This window comes from Capnocytophaga sp. oral taxon 878, from assembly GCF_002999135.1.
Lineage (GTDB): Bacteria > Bacteroidota > Bacteroidia > Flavobacteriales > Flavobacteriaceae > Capnocytophaga.
Genome location: NZ_CP027229.1, coordinates 848,488 through 866,985 on the forward strand (window position 1 = coordinate 848,488; position 18,498 = coordinate 866,985).

Genomic DNA, 18,498 nt, shown 5'->3' on the forward strand with positions numbered 1-18,498 from the left:
GTTTTATTTTCTTAATTAGCTACTTCACTAATGAACTTTAATCTGTATATTCTCAGTTCATCATCTTCATAGTCACCAGCAAACTCTTTAGAAGCAAGTGATATTTTATCACTTTCAGCTTCCATAAAATACTCATGAAGTTCTTCTTGTTGTTCTTCATCTAATATTTCATTCACCCAATAATCAATATTTAGTTTAGTTCCGCTGTACACTATTTGTTCCATTTCTTTCAAGAACTCATCCATTTCTAAACCTTTAGCTTGAGCTATATCAGGTAAAGGTAGTTTACGGTCTACATTCTGAATGATAAATAATTTTAATGCCGAGTTAGAACCTGTAGTCTTCACAATAAGATCTTCCGGACGTATAATATCATTCTCTTCTACATATTTCTCAATAAGTTTGACAAATTCAGCCCCAAACTTCTTAGCTTTTCCCTCACCTATACCATGTACATTAGTAAGCTCCTGAATAGTAATAGGGTATTTAAGCGCCATATCTTCCAATGAAGGGTCTTGGAATACTACAAATGGTGGTACGCCTTTTTGTTTAGCTACCTTTTTGCGCAGGTCTTTCAACATTTCCAATAATACAGGGTCAGCTACCGAAGCATTATCACTATTTATATTTTCAGGTTCTTCTTCAAAAGAGTGGTCTTCAGTCATCATAAACGAAGGTACTTTTTTAAGAAATTCCCTACCTTTATCAGTAATAAACATTACCCCATAGGTTTCAATATCTTTACGTATCAAGCCATTTACCATTACTTGTCGTAACAATGCCATCCAATACACATCTTCTTTGTCTTTCCCTATACCAAAGAAATCTTGTTCATCAATACGGTGTGCTTTTATCAAAGCACTTACTTTTCCTATTAAGGTATTTACTAACTCTTTAGCTTTAAATTTCTGTTTTGTAGCTATAATTACATTTAGTAATTTTACTACATCATCTTTAGCTTCTTTCTTTTCTTTGGGGAAGCGTACATTATCATCCATATCTGCACCTTCACCATTTACCTCGTCAAATTCCTCACCAAAATAGTGTAATATGAACTTACGGCGTGAACTAGATGTTTCTGCGTATGCTACTATATCTTGCAAAAGGGCTTGTCCTATTTCTTGTTCGGCAATAGGCTTACCTATCATAAACTTTTCTAACTTTTCTACATCTTTATATGAGTAGAAAGCCAAGCAATGTCCTTCACCTCCATCACGTCCTGCACGTCCCGTCTCCTGATAATAGCTCTCAATGCTTTTAGGAATATCATGATGAATTACAAACCGTACATCCGGTTTATCTATTCCCATACCAAAGGCAATAGTGGCCACTACCACATCTACCTCTTCCATAAGGAACATATCTTGATGTTTAGCACGCGTTTTAGCATCCAATCCCGCGTGATAAGGCACTGCCGAAATACCATTTACTTGCAATGTCTGCGCAAGATCTTCTACCTTTTTACGGCTTAAGCAGTATATTATCCCCGATTTTTTATCATTTTGTTTTACAAATCTGATAATATCAGCATCAACATTTTTAGTTTTAGGGCGTACTTCATAGTACAAATTGGGGCGGTTAAATGATGATTTGAATACATTAGCTTCCTGCATACCTAAGTTTTTGAGTATATCCTCCTGCACCTTAGGAGTAGCTGTAGCTGTAAGAGCTACAATAGGAATATTACTGCCTAAACGCTCAATAATTGTCTTAATATTGCGATATTCAGGACGAAAATCATGCCCCCATTCCGAAATACAGTGAGCTTCATCTACTGCTACAAATGAGATAGGCACTGTTTTAAGAAAATTAGCATATTCTTCTTTAATAAGTGATTCAGGAGCTACATATAACAGTTTTGTTTTACCATTACTAATATCATCCATCACCTCACGTATTTCATTTTTTGTAAGTGATGAATTCAGCACGTGGGCTATACTATCAGTAGATGAGATACCGCGTACCACATCCACTTGGTTTTTCATTAAGGCTATAAGTGGTGATATAACAATAGCCGTTCCCTCCAATACCAAGGCAGGTAGCTGGTAACATAATGATTTACCACCCCCTGTGGGCATAATTACAAAGGTATTTTCCCTGTTAATTACGCTCATTATAATCTCTTCTTGATGCCCTTTAAACGCTTCAAAACCAAAGTAGTGTTTCAGGGATTTATGTAAGTCGTCTGTTGTCATTTTCATAGTAAATTTCTTTGATTTCTTATGCTTGAGTATTTTGTTAGTCGTTTTATTTTACAAATATACGGCTTTTTCCCATACTACAAAAGTTTTACCTAAAAAAATATCTATAACACTTTATTTCTGCTTTAAGTGCTCAGCTATAAAGCAGAGTTCTTCATACCATTGCTCTCCAAATTTTCTTATAAGAGCTTCTTTTACAAACTTATAGATAGGTACTTGCAGTTCTTTTCCTAAGGAGCAAGCCTCATCACATATCGGGCTCCAACGGTGATAGTTCACTGCCGTGAATGAGCTGTACTCTTGCAAGCGAATAGGATATAGGTGGCATGATATAGGCTTCTTCCAATCTATCTTTTTGTCATTATACGCTTGTTCTATTGCGCATAATGCCCATCCTTGTTCATTGTGTACTACATAAGCACATTCACCTCCATCAATCAGTGGTGTTTCCCATTCGCCATCTTCACCTTTTACATACACACCTTGTGCCTCAATAGCTGCACGCCCTTTATCAGTAAGGTAAGGAGCTACTTCTGGGTAGATGCGTTTCATCACCTTCAGTTCACTTTCTTCTACTGGGGCTCCAGCATCACCTTCTATACAGCAAGCTCCTTTGCAAGCATTGAGGTTACACACAAATTCATTTTCTACTATATCTTCTGAAATTATCGTATTTGCTACTTGTATCATTTTCTTTTTGTGTTATCCATAATCTAAAGCTATACTGCTTTAATAGCCTTTTCAAACGGAATTCTTTGTGCTATACTACGCCCCAATGTTACCTCATCAGTATATTCCAATTCACCTCCAACAGCTATACCGCGTGCAATGGTCGAAATTGTAATATTATAAGGTTCTACTTGTTTGTAAATATAGAAATTAGTAGTATCTCCCTCCATAGTATTACTCAAGGCAAGTATCAATTCACTTACTTTACCTTCTTTCACTTTTTCTACTAATGAAGCTATATGTAGATTGGAAGGAGCTATACCATCAATAGGTGATATTTTTCCACCCAGCACATGATATTGTCCTTTAAACTGACCTGTATTTTCTATAGCCATCACATCACGAAAATCCTCTACTACACAAATCACACCTATATCTCTCATAGGGTTAGCGCATATTTCACAGAGGTCTACATCCGATATGTTATGACAATTATGGCAGTATTGTATATGGGTACGCAAATCTACAATAGCTTGCGCTAATTGCAACGATTGTTCTTCAGGTTGTTTTAATAAATGTAATGCCAATCGCAGTGCAGTACGCTTTCCTATACTAGGCAACTGCGATATTTCATACACTGCATTCTCTAATAGTTTTGATGAAAAATCCAATTTTTTAATTATTAGAAATTAGTTTCTCAGCTACCTTATTGCAAGCTATATCAATCATCTGATATACCTTCTCAAAGTCAGCTGCTTCACCATAGTAAGGGTCTGGTATTTCATGTTTTTCCATAGTACCAAGAGCATCAGCTAAGAACGAAATTTTCTGTAGTTCACGGTCTGTGCTTGCTAGTTTTATAAGGTTCTTATAATTGCTTCTATCCATTACAAAAATATAGTCAAAAGCAGCAAAGTCAGCAGCCGAGAACTGTCGTCCTTTCAGTTCCGAGATGTCTACTCCATGTTTTTTACCCGAAGCTACAGAGCGTGGGTCTGGAGCATCGCCCACATGGTAATTGGCTGTACCTGCCGAATCAACTTCAAAACGATCAGCAGGAAGTTTGCTTCTCATCACACCTTCTGCCAAAGGTGATCTACATATATTTCCCAAGCAAACCATAAGTATTTTTGTTTTCTTCATTTTCTTTTTTACTATTTCAGTTCCCTATTTATCAGAGGAAACAATCAGATATACAACTCATATATAACAATCTTATACCCATTAGGATCTTTTATTGTAATATATTCTCCAATAGGTATTTCATCTATTCTTTCTATAGAAATCTTATGAGTTAATAAATCTGTTTTAAAGGCTTCTAAATCTTCAATTTGCATTGAAAATAAAAAGAGATTGTTATGTTGCATATTATCACTCAAACCCTTTACTACATAAGCATCCTTTTCATAAATATTCAGAAAGAAATTACCATTAAAAAAAGTATCTTTATTATAGCAAACAAACCCTAATATTTTGTAAAATTCAATAGTTTCTTCTTTCTTATGAGTAGTAATAGGAATTACAAACTTCTTAATATTTGTACTCATTGCAAAGTTTAAAGCTAATTTTTATAAATTCCTTCAACAAGTTTTATTTGCTAATTACTCATTGCTAATTATCAACTGTATAACCCTGTTTTATCAATATACTGCCACACTTTTTCAGGTAGTAGCGGATGTACATTCCGTTTTGCTTTTATTTCTTCACGGATAAAAGTAGCCGATAGTTCTATAATAGGAGCTGCTACTCGCTTTATTTGTGGGTGTTGTATTAAAGTATCAGGAAATTCACCCTCCGATATACGCGGATACACATAAATAGGGTAGTGTGCCAAAATATGCTCATAGTTCTTCCATTTATGCAGGCTCTTTAAGTTATCCTCTCCCATAATTAGGGCAAAGCTTACATTAGGATATTTCTCCTCCAAATATGCCAAGGTATTTACTGTATAATTCGGTTGTGGCAACTGAAATTCAATATTTGAGGCACGTAACTTAGGGTACTGTTCTACTGCCAAATTCACCATCTCCAATCGTAAGTGATTGTCCAATAATGATTGCTTCTCCTTAAACGGATTTTGAGGCGTAACTACCAACCATAACTCATCCATTGTACTATGCTCTACCAAGTGATTAGCAATGATTAGGTGCCCTATATGAATGGGGTTAAATGACCCAAAAAATAAACCTACTTGCTTGTTCATCTACCGATAAATTCAGTTACTACACGTTCTGCTTCTTGTAAGGCTTGTTGCAAATCATCATTTTTAATAATGACATCAAACCCCTTAGCGGTAGCCATTTCTTGCTCAGCTTTAGCAAGGCGCATCTGTATTTTCTCTTCTGTTTCTGTTTGTCTGTTGCGCAAGCGCTCTTCCAAGACTTTTAAGCTAGGAGGCTGCACAAAAATAGCCAAAGTCTGCTCAGGGTATTGTTGTTTTAATCGCAATCCTCCTGCCACATCTATATCAAATACTACATGTTTGCCCATAGCCCAAAGGCGTTCTACTTCTGCCTTTAGTGTCCCGTAATAACACCCCGCATACACCTCTTCCCATTCCATAAAGGCGTTTTGTCCAATCTTATCTTTAAAATCTTCAGCCGTCAGAAAATAATATTCCTTACCATGCTCCTCAGTCCCACGCGGAGCTCTTGAAGTAGCCGAAATGGAAAAAGCTAAATTCAGCTTCTCAAGTGATAGCAAGTGCCTCACTATAGTAGTCTTACCACTTCCCGAAGGAGCCGAAAAAATAATCAGTTTATTCATTTCTCTTTATAACCTCAGTTTGATACGTTTAATGTTGTTTTATAGTTCTATCTGTACATCATTATAGAACGTTTAGTACTTGTTCCTTTATCTTCTCCAATTCATCTTTCATTTGTACTACCAACTGCTGTATTTGGGCAAAGTTAGCTTTAGAGCCTAACGTATTCACTTCTCTCCCTATTTCTTGAGCTATAAAGCTAAGTTTTCTCCCATTACTATCATTACTGCGTAAGGTTTCCAAAAAGTAATCCAAATGCTTCTTCAAGCGTATTTTTTCTTCAGTAATATCTAGCTTTTCAAGATAGAAAATAAGTTCTTGTTCAAAGCGGTTCGCATCTACATTTTTAATATCAGTTACTGCCTTTTCTAAGCGCTCTCTTATTAGTAAAAGGCGTTCACTATCAAGGGCTTCTACTTCTTTTAACAACTGCTCTATATTACCTATACGCAGTACAAAGTCCTTTTCCAACACTTTACCTTCTTGGGTACGAAATGCCTGCAAATCAGCTATAGCCAGCTGTATATTAGTCATTATCGTACCAAATTCTTCTTCCGAAATACTTTCAGAGCTATTTTGTAGGGCATCAGGCATACGCACTGCCATTTTTAGCAGTTCCACAGGCTCACCATCCACTATAGAGCGCATCTGTTCGATATATGATTTTACGATATTCTGATTAATAGTCGAAGGCGTTTGCGTACCTATATTTTCTACAAAAATGTTAAAATCTACTTTACCTCTCAACAATTGCTCTCCTATAAGCTTTCTGTATTCAAGCTCTTTCTCTCTGTATACTAACGGAATGCGAGTGCTTATATCAATACTTTTGCTGTTCAGCGATTTTATTTCTATGCTGATATGTTTATCGGGCAACGAAAATACACTTTTGCCAAAGCCTGTCATCGATTGTATCATAATATCGTTTTTTTAAATTAAATGCAAAGATACGAATAATTTACAAATTAGCAAATTTGCTAATTAGCAATTTCCATATACAATTTTTCATACATAGGTATGATAGTTTCTTCGTCAAAACGTTCCGCCGCTTTCTTAGCATTCTTTTTAAAAGTAGCCAATCGTTCTGTATCTTCTAAGATGTAAATAGCCTTTTCAGCCATAGCCTCCACATCACCTATATCACACAAATAGCCCGATACCCCTTGTACATTCACCTCTCCCAAACCTCCTGCATTGCTAGAGATAACAGGCACCCCAGCAGCCATAGCCTCCAAAGCCGATAAACCAAAGCTTTCCGAAGCCGAAGGCAATAAGAACAAGTCTGTAAAGCACAAAATCTTATCAATATCCGATGTATTACCCAAGAAAAGCACTTTCTTCTTAATACCCAAATCCTTGCATAACTGGTCTGCAATCTCACGTTCTGGCCCATCACCTACCATTATAAGCTTAGCTTTAAGCCGTTGCTGAATGCCATTAAAAATCCTCACCACATCATCCACGCGTTTCACCTTCCTAAAGTTACTTATATGCGTAACAATAAGCTCATCCGGTGCCGCCATTATCGCACGTTTACAAGGTGATATAGGGGCAGGCTTTTTAAGATTGATAAAGTTCGGAATCACCTTAATATCCTTTTCCACTCCCAAAAGACGCAGCGTATCACTCTTCAAACTTTCCGATACCGAGGTTACTATATCCGACTCGTTAATACTAAATCGCACCGCATCCTTATATGTGGGATGATTTCCCACCAGTGTAATATCAGTACCGTGTAATGTAGTAATCATAGGAACCTCAATCCCCTCACGCTTAAGCATTTGTTTAGCCATATAACCCGCATAAGCATGCGGAATAGCATAATGCACGTGTAGCACATCAATACGATACGTTTTTATCACATAAGCCATTTTGCTCGATAATGCCAACTCGTATGGTTGGTAATGAAACAGAGGGTACTCCTCCACGTGTACTTCGTGAAAATGGATATTCATTTCCAAGAAATCAAGCCGCACAGGATAGCTATAAGTGATAAAATGCACTTGGTGACCTTTGCGCGCCAGCGCCAGTCCCAATTCAGTAGCAACCACGCCACTTCCCCCAAAAGTAGGGTAACATACAATGGCAATATTCATTTTTTTGTTTTTAAGTTAATGCAAAGATACGACTTTATTTTGAAAAAACAACTTTCCTCCCTACCACACTCTCCCAACAACTTTTTACTCCAAACCCTCACCTCACATCTGCTAATTTCTACATTTGCCAATTCTCACATTTGCTAATTTCCTAATTTTCACATTTGCTAATTTTCTAATTCTTCTAGTGGCTCCACAGTGGCTCTACAGTGGCTCCACAACGTAGAATAAAAGAACAAACAACAAAGGATTATCAGCAAATTCACACAAATAAATATGTACATAGGCGTAGTCTAGAAAAAGTCAGTGAGCCAGCACAGCTAAATATATGATATACAAAAGTATGCAAACAATACTAAGCTTTCATTCAATAAAACTTTGCTCTTTCAAAAACATTTGCTACTTTTGCCCTGTTAAAAAGAGCATATAATATGAAAAATAATATCTTAACAAATCTTAATAAGGCTTTCCTAAAACTTAAACCTAGTAGGAGTGAAATAAACGAATTTAAGGAAAATTTCAAGCGCCTCTTCACTCTCATTAATGATAATGAAAGTGAAGAGTATAATAAAAATCTCATTTCTGATTTTCTCAAAAATACTTACTATAAGCAAGCGTACTTTATGAATACTAAAGAGCGTAAAGACCTTGTTATTCGCAATGGAGCGCTACCTGATAATACTGCAGGTGTGATTATTGAGACAAAAAAGTTCTCTAATAAGTCCGAAATGGTAACTTGTGAAGACTTGAATGCTAAGGCTTTACAAGAACTTGTATGGTATTTTTTAGGTGAGCGCATTACACAGAAAAACATTGATATAAAACACCTTATCATTACCAATGTGTATGAGTGGTTTATTTTTGATGCTCAAATATTTGAAAAATTATTTGCCCAAAATAAAACTCTTGTAAAGCACTATACTGATTTTATTAATGGCACTGCTTTAGGTAATAAAACTGAACATTTTTATAAAGAAATCGCACAACCTTTTATTGAGAAAGTAAAAGAAGAACTTCATTATACTTATTTCAACCTTAAAGACTTTCAAAGTATTGTTGAAAATGATAATTCTCAAGATGATAATGAGTTAATCCCTCTGTACAAAATCTTATCTCCCCAACATCTTTTAAAATTACCTTTTGTAAACGACAGTAATACTTTAGATAAAGGCTTTTATGCTGAACTGCTTCATATTATTGGGCTTGCTGAAACTAAAAACGGCGGACAAATACTTATAGAACGTCCTAAAGAGGGAGAACGCAACGAAGGGACAATGTTAGAAGAAACCATTTCTAAGTTGCACAGTCTCAATAAAATTAAGCAACTAAAAAATGCAGCTTCGTATGGCGAAACTTATGAAGAACGCCTTTTTAATGTAGCTTTAGAACTCAATATTACTTGGATTAATAGAGTGCTTTTCCTCAAATTGTTAGAAGCTCAGCTTATTGCCTATCATAAAGATAATGAGCAAGACTATGCATTTTTGAACTTCAACAAAATAACCGAGTATGATATTTTGGAACGCTTATTTTTTGAAGTACTTGCTAAAGATTACAATGATAGAAGCAAGGAAATTGCAGCTGCCTATCCGAAAATACCTTACCTGAATAGTTCATTATTTGAACCTACTGAATTAGAGCATAGCACTTTGCTTATAAGTAATCTCCCTGATGATAAAACAATCCCCTTGCTGCCTACTACAGTGCTAAAAAATACACAAGGCAAAAAACGTACAGGGTCTCTTAAATCGTTGCAATACTTACTCGATTTTTTAGATGCTTATGATTTTAGTAGTGAAGGTTCTGTTGAGATTCAAGAAGAAAACAAAACTCTTATCAATGCAGCAGTATTAGGACTTATCTTTGAAAAAATAAATGGTTATAAAGACGGTTCTTTCTTCACCCCTGGTATTATCACAATGTATATGTGTGAAGAGTCTTTGCGAAAAGCTACTGTACAGAAATTCAATGAAATAAAAGGTTGGCACCTTAATAACTTCGATGAACTAAAAGACCGTATCGACCCTTTTAATAAAGAAGCCAGAGAGGAAGCTAATGCTATTATTAACCAAATTAGAATATGTGACCCCTCAGTAGGGTCGGGGCATTATTTGGTTTCTGCCCTTAATGAGTTTATAGCGATGAAAAGCGATTTGAAGATTTTGCAAGACGAGCATAAAAACCGCATTCATCACCAAATAAAGATAGAAAACGACGAGCTTTTAGTATATGAAGCTGATGATAACGAACGCTTTTTCCGCTACAACCCTAAGAATACCGAAAGCCAAATAGTGCAAAAAACACTTTTTAATGAGAAAAAGACTATCATTGAAAATTGTCTTTTCGGGGTAGATATCAACCCCAATTCAGTAAAAATTTGTCGTTTGCGTTTATGGATTGAGCTTTTGAAGAATGCTTACTACAAAAATGCTACTGAATTAGAAACTTTGCCTAATATTGATATCAATATCAAGAATGGTAACTCTTTATTAAGCCGTTTTCCTCTTGATACCGACCTAAAAACAGCTTTAAAAAAGACTAAAATATCGATAGCAGAGTATAAAAATGCTTTTCATAAGTACCAAAATGCTGAAAATAAGGAACAAAAGTGGGAATTAGAACATTTTATAGATAAAATTAAAAATAATTTCCGTACTGAAATTAATAAGAATAGCAAAGAAGTAAAAGAATTGCAAAAACTTAAATCGGAGTACTTTTTAAAATATGAGTCAGCACAGCTTTTTCAGGATGCCCTTACACCCGAACAAGAGAAGCATAAAAAGCAATTAGAGTCAGCTATAGAAAAAATAGAAACCGAAATAGAAGCTATTAATAGTAATAAAATTTATGAAAATGCTTTTGAATGGCGTTTTGAGTTTCCGCAGGTTTTAGATGATGAAGGGAACTATATAGGTTTTGATATAGTAGTGGGCAACCCGCCGTATATACAATTGCAAAAGATGGGAGAAATGACTACTATCTTAGAAAAAATGTCCTTTCAAACTTTTGCACGTACAGGGGATATTTATTGCCTCTTTTACGAAAAAGCATATCAATTATTAAAACAAGGTGGTATTTGTAATTTTATTACTTCTAATAAGTGGATGAGAGCTGGTTATGGTGAAGCAACTCGTAAGTTCTTTATAGAAAATACGAACCCTCTTATTCTTATAGATTTTGCAGGAGTTAAAGTGTTTGAAACGGCAACGGTAGATGTAAACATACTGCTATATGTCAAAGAAAAAAATACTTTTAATACGTTGGCTTGTATTGTAAAAGATAAGGAGTTAAAAGAATTGAGCCTTTACGTTAGGCAGCACGCCCAAACCACTCAGTTTAAAAATGCCGATAGCTGGGTAATACTTTCCGATATTGAACAGCGCATTAAGGCTAAGATTGAAGCTATCGGTACCCCACTTAAAGATTGGGATATACAGATAAACTATGGTATCAAAACAGGCTTTAATGATGCTTTTATCATAGATGGAAAAAAACGTGCTGAACTTATAGCCCAAGACCCTAAAAGTGAAGAAATTATAAGACCGATATTGAGAGGGCGTGATATTAAGCGATATAGTTATGAATTTGCAGACCTTTACATTATTACCACTTTTCCAAGCCTAAAGATAGATATAGAAAGCTATCCTGCTGTAAAACAACATCTTTTAAGCTTCGGTTATGATAGACTGAAACAAACAGGTGATAAAGGAGCGAGAAAAAAGACTAATAATAAATGGTTTGAAACACAAGATAGCATAAGCTATTGGGAGGATTTTTATAAACAGAAAATTGTGTGGAAAGCAGTAGGAAAAAATTTAGCTTTTTCTATTTTGGAAGAAGGAAAATTTCTTACAGCTCCTGCTTCTTTTATAACAGCTAAGATTAACTTATATTACATATTAGGTTTTTTATGTAGCTCTTTTGGAAAATATTTTATCTATAACAATAGTGATACAACAGGAGCGGGAGACATTATGCTAAATATACAATCATTGACAAGAATTCCAATACCTCAATTAAAGTCTGATAAGATAAAAATAATAGAAAATAAAGTTTCCGAGATTGTCGAATTGAAAAAAGAAATATAGATACCTATAATTTAGAAAATCAAATTAATTGTTTTATAAATGATATTTTTAATTTTAATGAAGATGAAATTGCTTTTATAGAAAATATTTAAGGTAAGAACAATAAAGTACCTCCGGAAAAAGAAGGAGGTACTTTATTATCACATTCTAAATGTTTTCAATAAAATCAACTTCTTCATCTGATAAATCATAAAGTTTATATATAATTATATCTATTTTATGATATTGTTTTTCATTGAGTAATGTAATTATTTCTTGTTCAATTTCCTTATCCTTGGGAAAAATAATAGGTATTTCTTGAACATATTGATTTGAAAGTCTAAAACCGGTGTCTCCATATTCATGAACATTCCATTTTACCCAAGCATATATTAACTTTGAGTTCAATAGAGCTAAGAGCCAATATTTATATTGTTCAATTCCTGAGATAAAAGCCATACTATCAAGTATTACCATACCTTTTTCAGTTAAGCAAAATTGATTTTCTTTTGTTATTCTTTGCCAAGCTAATACTTGGCTATAAAAATCCTCGATATAAGCACAATTCCTTAAATTGTAAGGAGTATCACCTTTGTCTTGTCTTTTTTCTAATTGTTCGTAAAAAGTATCTAAATGAACTTTTACAGCTGGATAATCATCTATATCTATGCGTTTTATACCTTTTTCTTTTATCCATTATGAGTATTAATCAAGTATAAATCAGCAAATTCATATCCATACCTTTTTATGTCTCTGCCACGCAAAATGGGTCTTATAATTTCAGCGGTTCTTTGTCGTTCTTCTTCTGTTTGACAATTGGCTAAAATCTCTTCTTTTTTTGCTTTATCTATAATAAAGGCTTCATTATAACCTGTTAGAATTCCTCTGTAAATATTGATATCCCAATCTTTAAGCGGGGTACCGATAGCTTCAATTTTAGCCTTGATACGCTGTTCTATATCGGAAAGTATCACCCAGCTATCTGCATTTTTAAATTGGGTGTATTGGGCGTGTTGCCTAACGTAAAGGCTGGTAAAAAATAAAGGGGTATAGCAGTATTAATATAGACAGAAAATGATTTATTTTCTACAAAATTTGTATATTGTTTTTTTAATAACTATTTAAATAATTTTTAAAAGATGATTTACGGATACATTAGAGTCAGTACAGACCGACAAACAGTAGAAAACCAACGTTTTGAAATTAATCAGTTTTGTGAAAAACAACAATTAGTTGTCAATAAGTGGATTGAAGAAACTATTTCAGGTACTAAAGAAGTACAAGAACGACAATTGGGTAAACTCCTCAAAAAAATGAAAAAAGGCGATGTGCTTATTTGTTCAGAGCTTTCGCGTTTGGGGCGTAACTTACTGATGATTATGGGGGTGCTCAATGAGTGTATGAACCGCGATATTCAGGTGTGGACTATCAAAGATAATTATCGCTTGGGGAGCGATATCAATAGCAAAGTGTTGGCATTTGCTTTTGGACTTTCTGCTGAGATTGAACGTAACCTTATCAGTCAGCGTACCAAAGAGGCATTAGCACGCAAGAAAGCTGAAGGAGTAGTTCTCGGTCGCCCTAAAGGTAGTAAGTCCGCTAAAACAAAACTGACAGGGCAAGAAAAGAAAATTAAGGAGCTTTTAGAGAAAAAAGTATCGTATTCGGCTATTGGGCGTATTCTTGGGGTGCATAGGCTTACAGTAAGTGCTTTTGTAAAAGAACGATTATAAGTTTATTATCTGATTTTATTAGGCTTTCCAACTTTTTTATAATACATTTGTAGCACTTTTTTAATATTTACAGAAATATGAAACGCATCTTAATTATCTTTTTTGCGCTATCACTTACTCAAGTAAGCCAAGCACAAACTCAAAAATATTCAACCTTTTATATGCAGCGTGCTAGTTTATTTAGCAAACTGCCTATCACCCCTAAAGATATTGTCTTTATTGGCAATAGTATTACCAATGGTGCCGAGTGGGCTGAACTCTTTCCTCAAAAACACGTAAAAAACAGAGGTATTAGCGGCGATACTTCCGAAGGTGTCTACGACCGATTAGACCCCGTTGTTAAAGGTAAGCCCGCTAAAATATTCATTCTCATCGGTATTAACGATATTTCTCGCGGAATAAAAGTAGAAAATATTGTAATGAATATGAGGCGAATTGTTGAAAAAATACAAACCGAATCGCCCAAAACAAAAATTTATATTCAAACAATCCCGATTTCGAAATGTTTAAAGGGCATATGAAACCCCAGCTTATTCAAGAAATTAACCTACACTACCAAAACATAGCCCAAGAGTATAAAGTAAAATACATCGATATATATTCTCATTTCCTTGAAAAAGGAACCAATAAAATGAATAAAATCTATACCAATGACGGATTGCATTTGCTGGGCGAAGGATATTTATTGTGGAGCGAAATTATAAAACCATACCTTTAAATAGCCACCCTAAAAAACTTTTTTTAGCCTTCCCTTTCTACTTTTCAGTTTTTTTTCTATCTTTGCACTCTCAAATCACTATCACTTATTGTTAATTGCTAATTCTTAATTGTTAATTCGCTCAATGGCTAATATCGACACTTTTAAACAAACTATGCACAGCGGCTATACCTTCAAAGGAGATTACATCACCCTTGGAGGAGCTGTATATGAAGGACAACCTCTTGATAAAGTGTATGTTAATATACCTCTCAAAACCCTAAACCGCCACGGACTCATAGCAGGGGCTACAGGTACAGGTAAAACCAAATCACTACAAGTAATGGCAGAACACCTCTCCAAAAAAGGAGTACCCGTACTGCTAATGGACCTTAAAGGCGACCTTAGTGGTATTGGTATGAGTGGTGAGGTAAAACCCTTTATACTCGAACGATTAGGCAAAATGGGGCTCGATTTTCAGCCTCAAGCTTTCCCTACCGAGCTGCTTAGTATCTCTAAGCAAAAAGGTATCCGTATGAGAGCTACAATTTCCGAATTTGGCTCAGTACTCCTTTCACGCATCTTAGAATTAAGCGATGTACAGGAAGGCGTATTAGCAGTAGTATTTAAATACTGTGACGACCATTCTCTACCGTTATTAGACCTAAAAGACCTAAAAAAAATACTACAATACGCTACCGAAGAAGGTAAAGCAAGTTTTGATAAAGAATACGGAACAATCTCCAAATCATCCACTAGTGCTATCCTGCGAAAGCTGGTCGAAATAGAGCACCAAGGCGGCGATTTGTTTTTTGGCGAACGCAGTTTTGATCCACAAGACCTCTTGCGTACCAATGCAGCAGGTGAAGGGTATGTGAACATCATCCGCCTTACCGATATTCAAGACCGCCCTAAGCTGTTCTCTACCTTTATGCTCAGTTTGTTAGCTGAAATCTACACTACTTTCCCCGAAGTAGGTGATTTAGCAAAACCTAAATTAGTAATTTTTATTGATGAGGCGCATCTTATATTCAATGAGGCTTCCAAGCCACTACTTAACCAGTTAGAGAATATCGTAAAGCTAATACGTTCTAAAGGCGTAGGACTCATTTTCTGTACCCAAAACCCTACCGATATACCCGATGCAGTACTCTCTCAATTAGGTTTAAAAGTACAACACGCCATTCGTGCTTTTACAGCCAAAGACCGTAAAGCTATTAAGCTCACTGCCGAGAATTACCCTACTTCCGAATTTTATGATATTACCGAAACACTTACCTCTTTAGGTACAGGTGAAGCACTCATCACTGCTCTTAATGAAAAGGGTATCCCTACACCCTTAGTATCTACAATGATGCGCGCCCCTATGAGTAGGATGGATGTATTATCAGATGAGGAAATTAATCTCTTAGTAGATAAGTCTGAATTGGTGACAAAATATAATGAAGTAATAGATCGTGAAAGTGCTTACGAAATACTAAACAAAAAAATAGAAGAAGTACACCAAGAAGAAGAAAAACAGAAAGAGGAAACAAAGGCTGCCGAAAAAGCTCCTGCCACAAAAAGCACAAAACGCACTACACAAAACCCTTTAGTAAAGATGGTTACTAGTGCTACATTTATGCGTGGCGTATTAGGAATATTAAAAAAAATTATTAAATAATGAAAAAGTACATTATCACTGCCGTAGCTCTTATAGGGCTTGTTGCTTGTAATAACAGCAAAAACGACTTTTTAATTACAAATACCAATGTAGGAGTACTACAAAAAGATACTCCTATACAAAAATTAGATTCTATTTTTGCAAAAGATTCTATTGTGAACTCTTCATTAGAAGGCGAATTACGCTATGCTAGTGCTGAACGTATTACTATTTTTAGCAAAGACGGTAAAGAACTACTTGAAATCACTCCTACCACTAATGATAAAGGAGAAAAAGTAGTGGAAAGTGTATTTGTACTCTCATCTCAATACACTACCGAAAAAGGAATTTCATTGGAAAGCACTTTTAAAGATGTAAAAACCAAATACCCTGAATTGAGTATCGAACCTTCTCTTAGCAGTGTTATTGTAAGCCCAAAAGGACAGAATTTCTATTTTACTTTTGCTCATTCAGCACTGAAAAATGCTTTCAGCCTTACCGATGCTATTACCGAGAATGATATAGACGAAAACGCTAAAATCACTCGCATTACTATTAATTTCTAAAACAAAACCTCACATAGTCCAATCTGTGTGAAAAATCAAATAAAATACTAAAATGAACAACATCAAACTAAATACCATCGATGAAGCTATTGATGATATTAAAAAAGGTAAAGTAGTTATTGTTGTAGACGACGAGAACCGCGAAAATGAAGGCGATTTTATTGCTGCTGCCGAAAAGGTAACCCCCGAAATGATTAATTTTATGATTACTCACGGAAGGGGCTTAGTTTGCGCTCCTCTTACCGAAAAACGTTGTGCCGAACTTGATTTACCTATGATGGTGCAAAACAATACAGTTTTGCACGAAACTCAGTTCACTGTATCTATCGATCTTAAAGGTCACGGTTGTACTACTGGTATCTCAGCTTTTGATCGTGCTAAAACAATTCAATCCTTAGTAAACCCCGATACTAAACCTTTTGATTTAGGTCGCCCTGGGCATATATTCCCTCTCCGTGCCAAAGAAGGTGGTGTACTACGTCGTACAGGGCATACCGAAGCAGCCATTGATCTTACCCGTATTGCAGGGCTTTATCCTGCTGGTATATTAGTAGAAATCCTCAATGAAGATGGTACTATGGCACGCTTACCACAGTTGGTAGAGGTTGCTAAAAAGTTTGATCTTAAAATCATATCTATTGAAGATCTCATTGCTTACCGTATGCGCAAAGATACATTAGTAGTGAAAAAAGAAGATTTTGCTTTACAAACTCCTTATGGTGAGTTCCGTCTCCGCGCTTATGAGCAAACAACTAATAAGCAGATACATTTAGCCTTTACCAAAGGTTCTTGGAAAGCCGATGAACCTGTACTCACCCGTGTACATTCATCTTTTATCAGCAATGATATTTTAGAGGTATTAGCTGGTGATAAAGATAATCCTTTAGAACGTATCTTTAAAAAAATTAATGAAGAAGGCAAAGGAGCCGTAATAGTAATTAACAAAGAAGGCTATTCACAAAACCTCCTACAACATATCACCGAGATAAAAGAACACCAAAACGGACATCCGCTACCTCAGGCTACAAAAGATACCAAAGATATAGGTATGGGAGCCCAAATACTTAATGATTTAGGTATACGAAAGCTTCGTTTGCTCACCAACTCTAAAAACGCTTCTAGCTATGTAGGTATGTCAGGCTACGGACTTGAAATAACTGAAGAAATATCTTATTAATGAAAAGAATATTGTTCATCTTATCATTGCTGTTGAGTTCTTGGGCTATTGCTCAGGAGCTTAATGCTGTGGTTACTGTTAATACACAACAAGTGAACTTAAGCAATAGACAGGTATTCAAAACCTTAGAAAAATCATTGCGAGAGTTTATCAACCAAACACGGTGGACAGATCTTAAGGTACGTGAAAATGAACGACTAAATTGTAGCTTTACTTTAGTAATTCACAAGTATGAAAATTCTCATTACGAGGCAAATTTATTAGTACAATCATCACGCCCTGTGTTTAATTCAGCCTACCAAACACCTGTTTTTAACCTGCAAGATAAAGAAGTATCTTTTGATTATCAAGAGTATGCCACTTTGTCTTTTAATGAAAGTACCTTTGAATCAAACCTCACTTCCGTAGTGGCATACTACATCTACATTCTCTTAGGTTTAGATGCCAATACATTTGCTCCTAATAGTGGAAAACCTTATTTTATCAAAGCTCAACAAATAGCCAATACTGCTAAAACTACTAGTTATGCTGGCTGGGCAGACGATGGTAAAAATAACCGCTTTACTCTCATTACCGAGCTTATATCAGAAAATTATGAGGCTTACCACAAGGCTTATTACCAGTACCACCGTGTAGGTTTAGACCTTATGAGTACTGACGAAAAGGCAGCTAAAGAAGGTATACAAAATGCTATTTTGATGTTAGAACAAATCCCTAGCTTACGTCTTAATTCGTATGCTATGGTAGCTTTCTTCAATGCCAAAGCTGATGAAATAGCGGCTATCTTCTCAGGCGGAGCTATCTTCGATTCTAAAAAACTCAAAGAAACACTGCTCAAATTAGCACCTGCCCAACTTACCAAATGGAATGAAATTAAATAACAACT

At 35.4% G+C, this 18,498-nt stretch carries 19 protein-coding genes; 8 read left to right on the forward strand and 11 right to left on the reverse strand.

What is annotated here, in order from left to right; all coding sequences use genetic code 11:
- Positions 1 to 11: 11 nt before the first annotated feature.
- The 9 genes from recQ to bshA form a co-directional block, all read right to left on the reverse strand.
- Positions 12 to 2,201 carry a DNA helicase RecQ gene (gene recQ, locus C4H12_RS03780; protein ID WP_106097744.1) on the reverse strand — a complete coding sequence of 730 codons (2,190 nt, stop codon included), beginning with the start codon at positions 2,199 to 2,201 and terminating at the stop codon, positions 12 to 14.
- A 114-nt stretch (positions 2,202 to 2,315) separates the two neighbouring features.
- Complete coding sequence (locus C4H12_RS03785) at positions 2,316 to 2,891, reverse strand: DUF3109 family protein (protein WP_106097745.1); 576 nt, start codon at positions 2,889 to 2,891, stop codon at positions 2,316 to 2,318.
- A 29-nt stretch (positions 2,892 to 2,920) separates the two neighbouring features.
- Positions 2,921 to 3,541 (reverse strand): recombination mediator RecR, encoded by a 621-nt coding sequence (recR, locus tag C4H12_RS03790; RefSeq protein WP_106097746.1) that lies wholly within the window; start codon positions 3,539 to 3,541, stop codon positions 2,921 to 2,923.
- A gap of 4 nt (positions 3,542 to 3,545) precedes the next feature.
- Complete coding sequence (locus C4H12_RS03795) at positions 3,546 to 4,013, reverse strand: low molecular weight protein-tyrosine-phosphatase (protein WP_106097747.1); 468 nt, start codon at positions 4,011 to 4,013, stop codon at positions 3,546 to 3,548.
- A 44-nt stretch (positions 4,014 to 4,057) separates the two neighbouring features.
- Positions 4,058 to 4,417, reverse strand: a complete 360-nt coding sequence (locus C4H12_RS03800; protein ID WP_106097748.1) for a VOC family protein — start codon at positions 4,415 to 4,417, stop codon at positions 4,058 to 4,060.
- A 71-nt stretch (positions 4,418 to 4,488) separates the two neighbouring features.
- On the reverse strand, positions 4,489 to 5,073 hold the full coding sequence (nadD, locus tag C4H12_RS03805) for a nicotinate (nicotinamide) nucleotide adenylyltransferase (RefSeq protein WP_106097749.1): 585 nt from the start codon (positions 5,071 to 5,073) through the stop codon (positions 4,489 to 4,491).
- Positions 5,070 to 5,636, reverse strand: coding sequence for a guanylate kinase (gmk, locus tag C4H12_RS03810; RefSeq protein ID WP_106097750.1), 567 nt, complete (start codon positions 5,634 to 5,636; stop codon positions 5,070 to 5,072). Before gmk ends, nadD begins: the two co-directional genes overlap by 4 nt.
- 61 nt (positions 5,637 to 5,697) lie before the next feature.
- Positions 5,698 to 6,552, reverse strand: coding sequence for a YicC/YloC family endoribonuclease (locus C4H12_RS03815; protein WP_106097751.1), 855 nt, complete (start codon positions 6,550 to 6,552; stop codon positions 5,698 to 5,700).
- A gap of 59 nt (positions 6,553 to 6,611) precedes the next feature.
- Complete coding sequence (gene bshA, locus C4H12_RS03820) at positions 6,612 to 7,730, reverse strand: N-acetyl-alpha-D-glucosaminyl L-malate synthase BshA (protein ID WP_106097752.1); 1,119 nt, start codon at positions 7,728 to 7,730, stop codon at positions 6,612 to 6,614.
- Positions 7,731 to 8,161: 431 nt separating this feature from the next.
- Here bshA and C4H12_RS03825 point away from each other — a divergent pair, with 431 nt between their 5' ends.
- Complete coding sequence (locus tag C4H12_RS03825; protein WP_106097753.1) at positions 8,162 to 11,818, forward strand: Eco57I restriction-modification methylase domain-containing protein; 3,657 nt, start codon at positions 8,162 to 8,164, stop codon at positions 11,816 to 11,818.
- A gap of 147 nt (positions 11,819 to 11,965) precedes the next feature.
- Here the strand turns inward: C4H12_RS03825 and C4H12_RS03830 are convergent, their stop codons facing one another.
- Entirely contained in the window at positions 11,966 to 12,490 is a 525-nt protein-coding gene (locus tag C4H12_RS03830; protein WP_106097754.1) for a TaqI-like C-terminal specificity domain-containing protein, read from the reverse strand.
- Positions 12,487 to 12,771, reverse strand: a complete 285-nt coding sequence (locus C4H12_RS03835; protein WP_129588204.1) for a hypothetical protein — start codon at positions 12,769 to 12,771, stop codon at positions 12,487 to 12,489. The genes C4H12_RS03830 and C4H12_RS03835 overlap by 4 nt, the downstream gene beginning before the upstream one ends.
- 165 nt (positions 12,772 to 12,936) lie before the next feature.
- On the opposite strand from C4H12_RS03835, the gene C4H12_RS03840 reads away from it, so the two are divergent.
- The 7 genes from C4H12_RS03840 (at position 12,937) to C4H12_RS03865 (ending at position 18,493) form a co-directional block, all read left to right on the forward strand.
- Positions 12,937 to 13,530, forward strand: coding sequence for a master DNA invertase Mpi family serine-type recombinase (locus C4H12_RS03840; protein WP_106097755.1), 594 nt, complete (start codon positions 12,937 to 12,939; stop codon positions 13,528 to 13,530).
- A gap of 77 nt (positions 13,531 to 13,607) precedes the next feature.
- A complete protein-coding gene (locus C4H12_RS03845) occupies positions 13,608 to 14,051 on the forward strand; it encodes a GDSL-type esterase/lipase family protein (protein ID WP_217352119.1) in 444 nt (147 codons plus the stop codon).
- Positions 14,048 to 14,248, forward strand: coding sequence for an SGNH/GDSL hydrolase family protein (locus C4H12_RS13765; protein WP_217352120.1), 201 nt, complete (start codon positions 14,048 to 14,050; stop codon positions 14,246 to 14,248). The genes C4H12_RS03845 and C4H12_RS13765 overlap by 4 nt, the downstream gene beginning before the upstream one ends.
- Positions 14,249 to 14,372: 124 nt before the next feature.
- Positions 14,373 to 15,890 carry a helicase HerA-like domain-containing protein gene (locus C4H12_RS03850; RefSeq protein ID WP_106097756.1) on the forward strand — a complete coding sequence of 506 codons (1,518 nt, stop codon included), beginning with the start codon at positions 14,373 to 14,375 and terminating at the stop codon, positions 15,888 to 15,890.
- Positions 15,890 to 16,435 carry a hypothetical protein gene (locus C4H12_RS03855; protein WP_106097757.1) on the forward strand — a complete coding sequence of 182 codons (546 nt, stop codon included), beginning with the start codon at positions 15,890 to 15,892 and terminating at the stop codon, positions 16,433 to 16,435. The genes C4H12_RS03850 and C4H12_RS03855 overlap by 1 nt, the downstream gene beginning before the upstream one ends.
- Before the next feature lie 52 nt (positions 16,436 to 16,487).
- Positions 16,488 to 17,612, forward strand: coding sequence for a 3,4-dihydroxy-2-butanone-4-phosphate synthase (gene ribB / locus C4H12_RS03860; RefSeq protein ID WP_106097758.1), 1,125 nt, complete (start codon positions 16,488 to 16,490; stop codon positions 17,610 to 17,612).
- Complete coding sequence (locus C4H12_RS03865; protein ID WP_106097759.1) at positions 17,612 to 18,493, forward strand: DUF4835 family protein; 882 nt, start codon at positions 17,612 to 17,614, stop codon at positions 18,491 to 18,493. The genes ribB and C4H12_RS03865 overlap by 1 nt, the downstream gene beginning before the upstream one ends.
- The last annotated feature ends 5 nt before the right edge of the window (positions 18,494 to 18,498 follow it).

Coding starts and splice junctions, on each gene's coding strand:
- recQ (WP_106097744.1), bottom strand. CDS start 2,201: ATGAAAATGACAACAGACGACTTACATAAATCCCTGAAACACTACTTT.
- C4H12_RS03785 (WP_106097745.1), bottom strand. CDS start 2,891: ATGATACAAGTAGCAAATACGATAATTTCAGAAGATATAGTAGAAAAT.
- C4H12_RS03795 (WP_106097747.1), bottom strand. CDS start 4,013: ATGAAGAAAACAAAAATACTTATGGTTTGCTTGGGAAATATATGTAGA.
- C4H12_RS03800 (WP_106097748.1), bottom strand. CDS start 4,417: ATGAGTACAAATATTAAGAAGTTTGTAATTCCTATTACTACTCATAAG.
- nadD (WP_106097749.1), bottom strand. CDS start 5,073: ATGAACAAGCAAGTAGGTTTATTTTTTGGGTCATTTAACCCCATTCAT.
- gmk (WP_106097750.1), bottom strand. CDS start 5,636: ATGAATAAACTGATTATTTTTTCGGCTCCTTCGGGAAGTGGTAAGACT.
- C4H12_RS03815 (WP_106097751.1), bottom strand. CDS start 6,552: ATGATACAATCGATGACAGGCTTTGGCAAAAGTGTATTTTCGTTGCCC.
- bshA (WP_106097752.1), bottom strand. CDS start 7,730: ATGAATATTGCCATTGTATGTTACCCTACTTTTGGGGGAAGTGGCGTG.
- C4H12_RS03825 (WP_106097753.1), top strand. CDS start 8,162: ATGAAAAATAATATCTTAACAAATCTTAATAAGGCTTTCCTAAAACTT.
- C4H12_RS03840 (WP_106097755.1), top strand. CDS start 12,937: ATGATTTACGGATACATTAGAGTCAGTACAGACCGACAAACAGTAGAA.
- C4H12_RS03845 (WP_217352119.1), top strand. CDS start 13,608: ATGAAACGCATCTTAATTATCTTTTTTGCGCTATCACTTACTCAAGTA.
- C4H12_RS13765 (WP_217352120.1), top strand. CDS start 14,048: ATGAAACCCCAGCTTATTCAAGAAATTAACCTACACTACCAAAACATA.
- C4H12_RS03850 (WP_106097756.1), top strand. CDS start 14,373: ATGGCTAATATCGACACTTTTAAACAAACTATGCACAGCGGCTATACC.
- C4H12_RS03855 (WP_106097757.1), top strand. CDS start 15,890: ATGAAAAAGTACATTATCACTGCCGTAGCTCTTATAGGGCTTGTTGCT.
- ribB (WP_106097758.1), top strand. CDS start 16,488: ATGAACAACATCAAACTAAATACCATCGATGAAGCTATTGATGATATT.
- C4H12_RS03865 (WP_106097759.1), top strand. CDS start 17,612: ATGAAAAGAATATTGTTCATCTTATCATTGCTGTTGAGTTCTTGGGCT.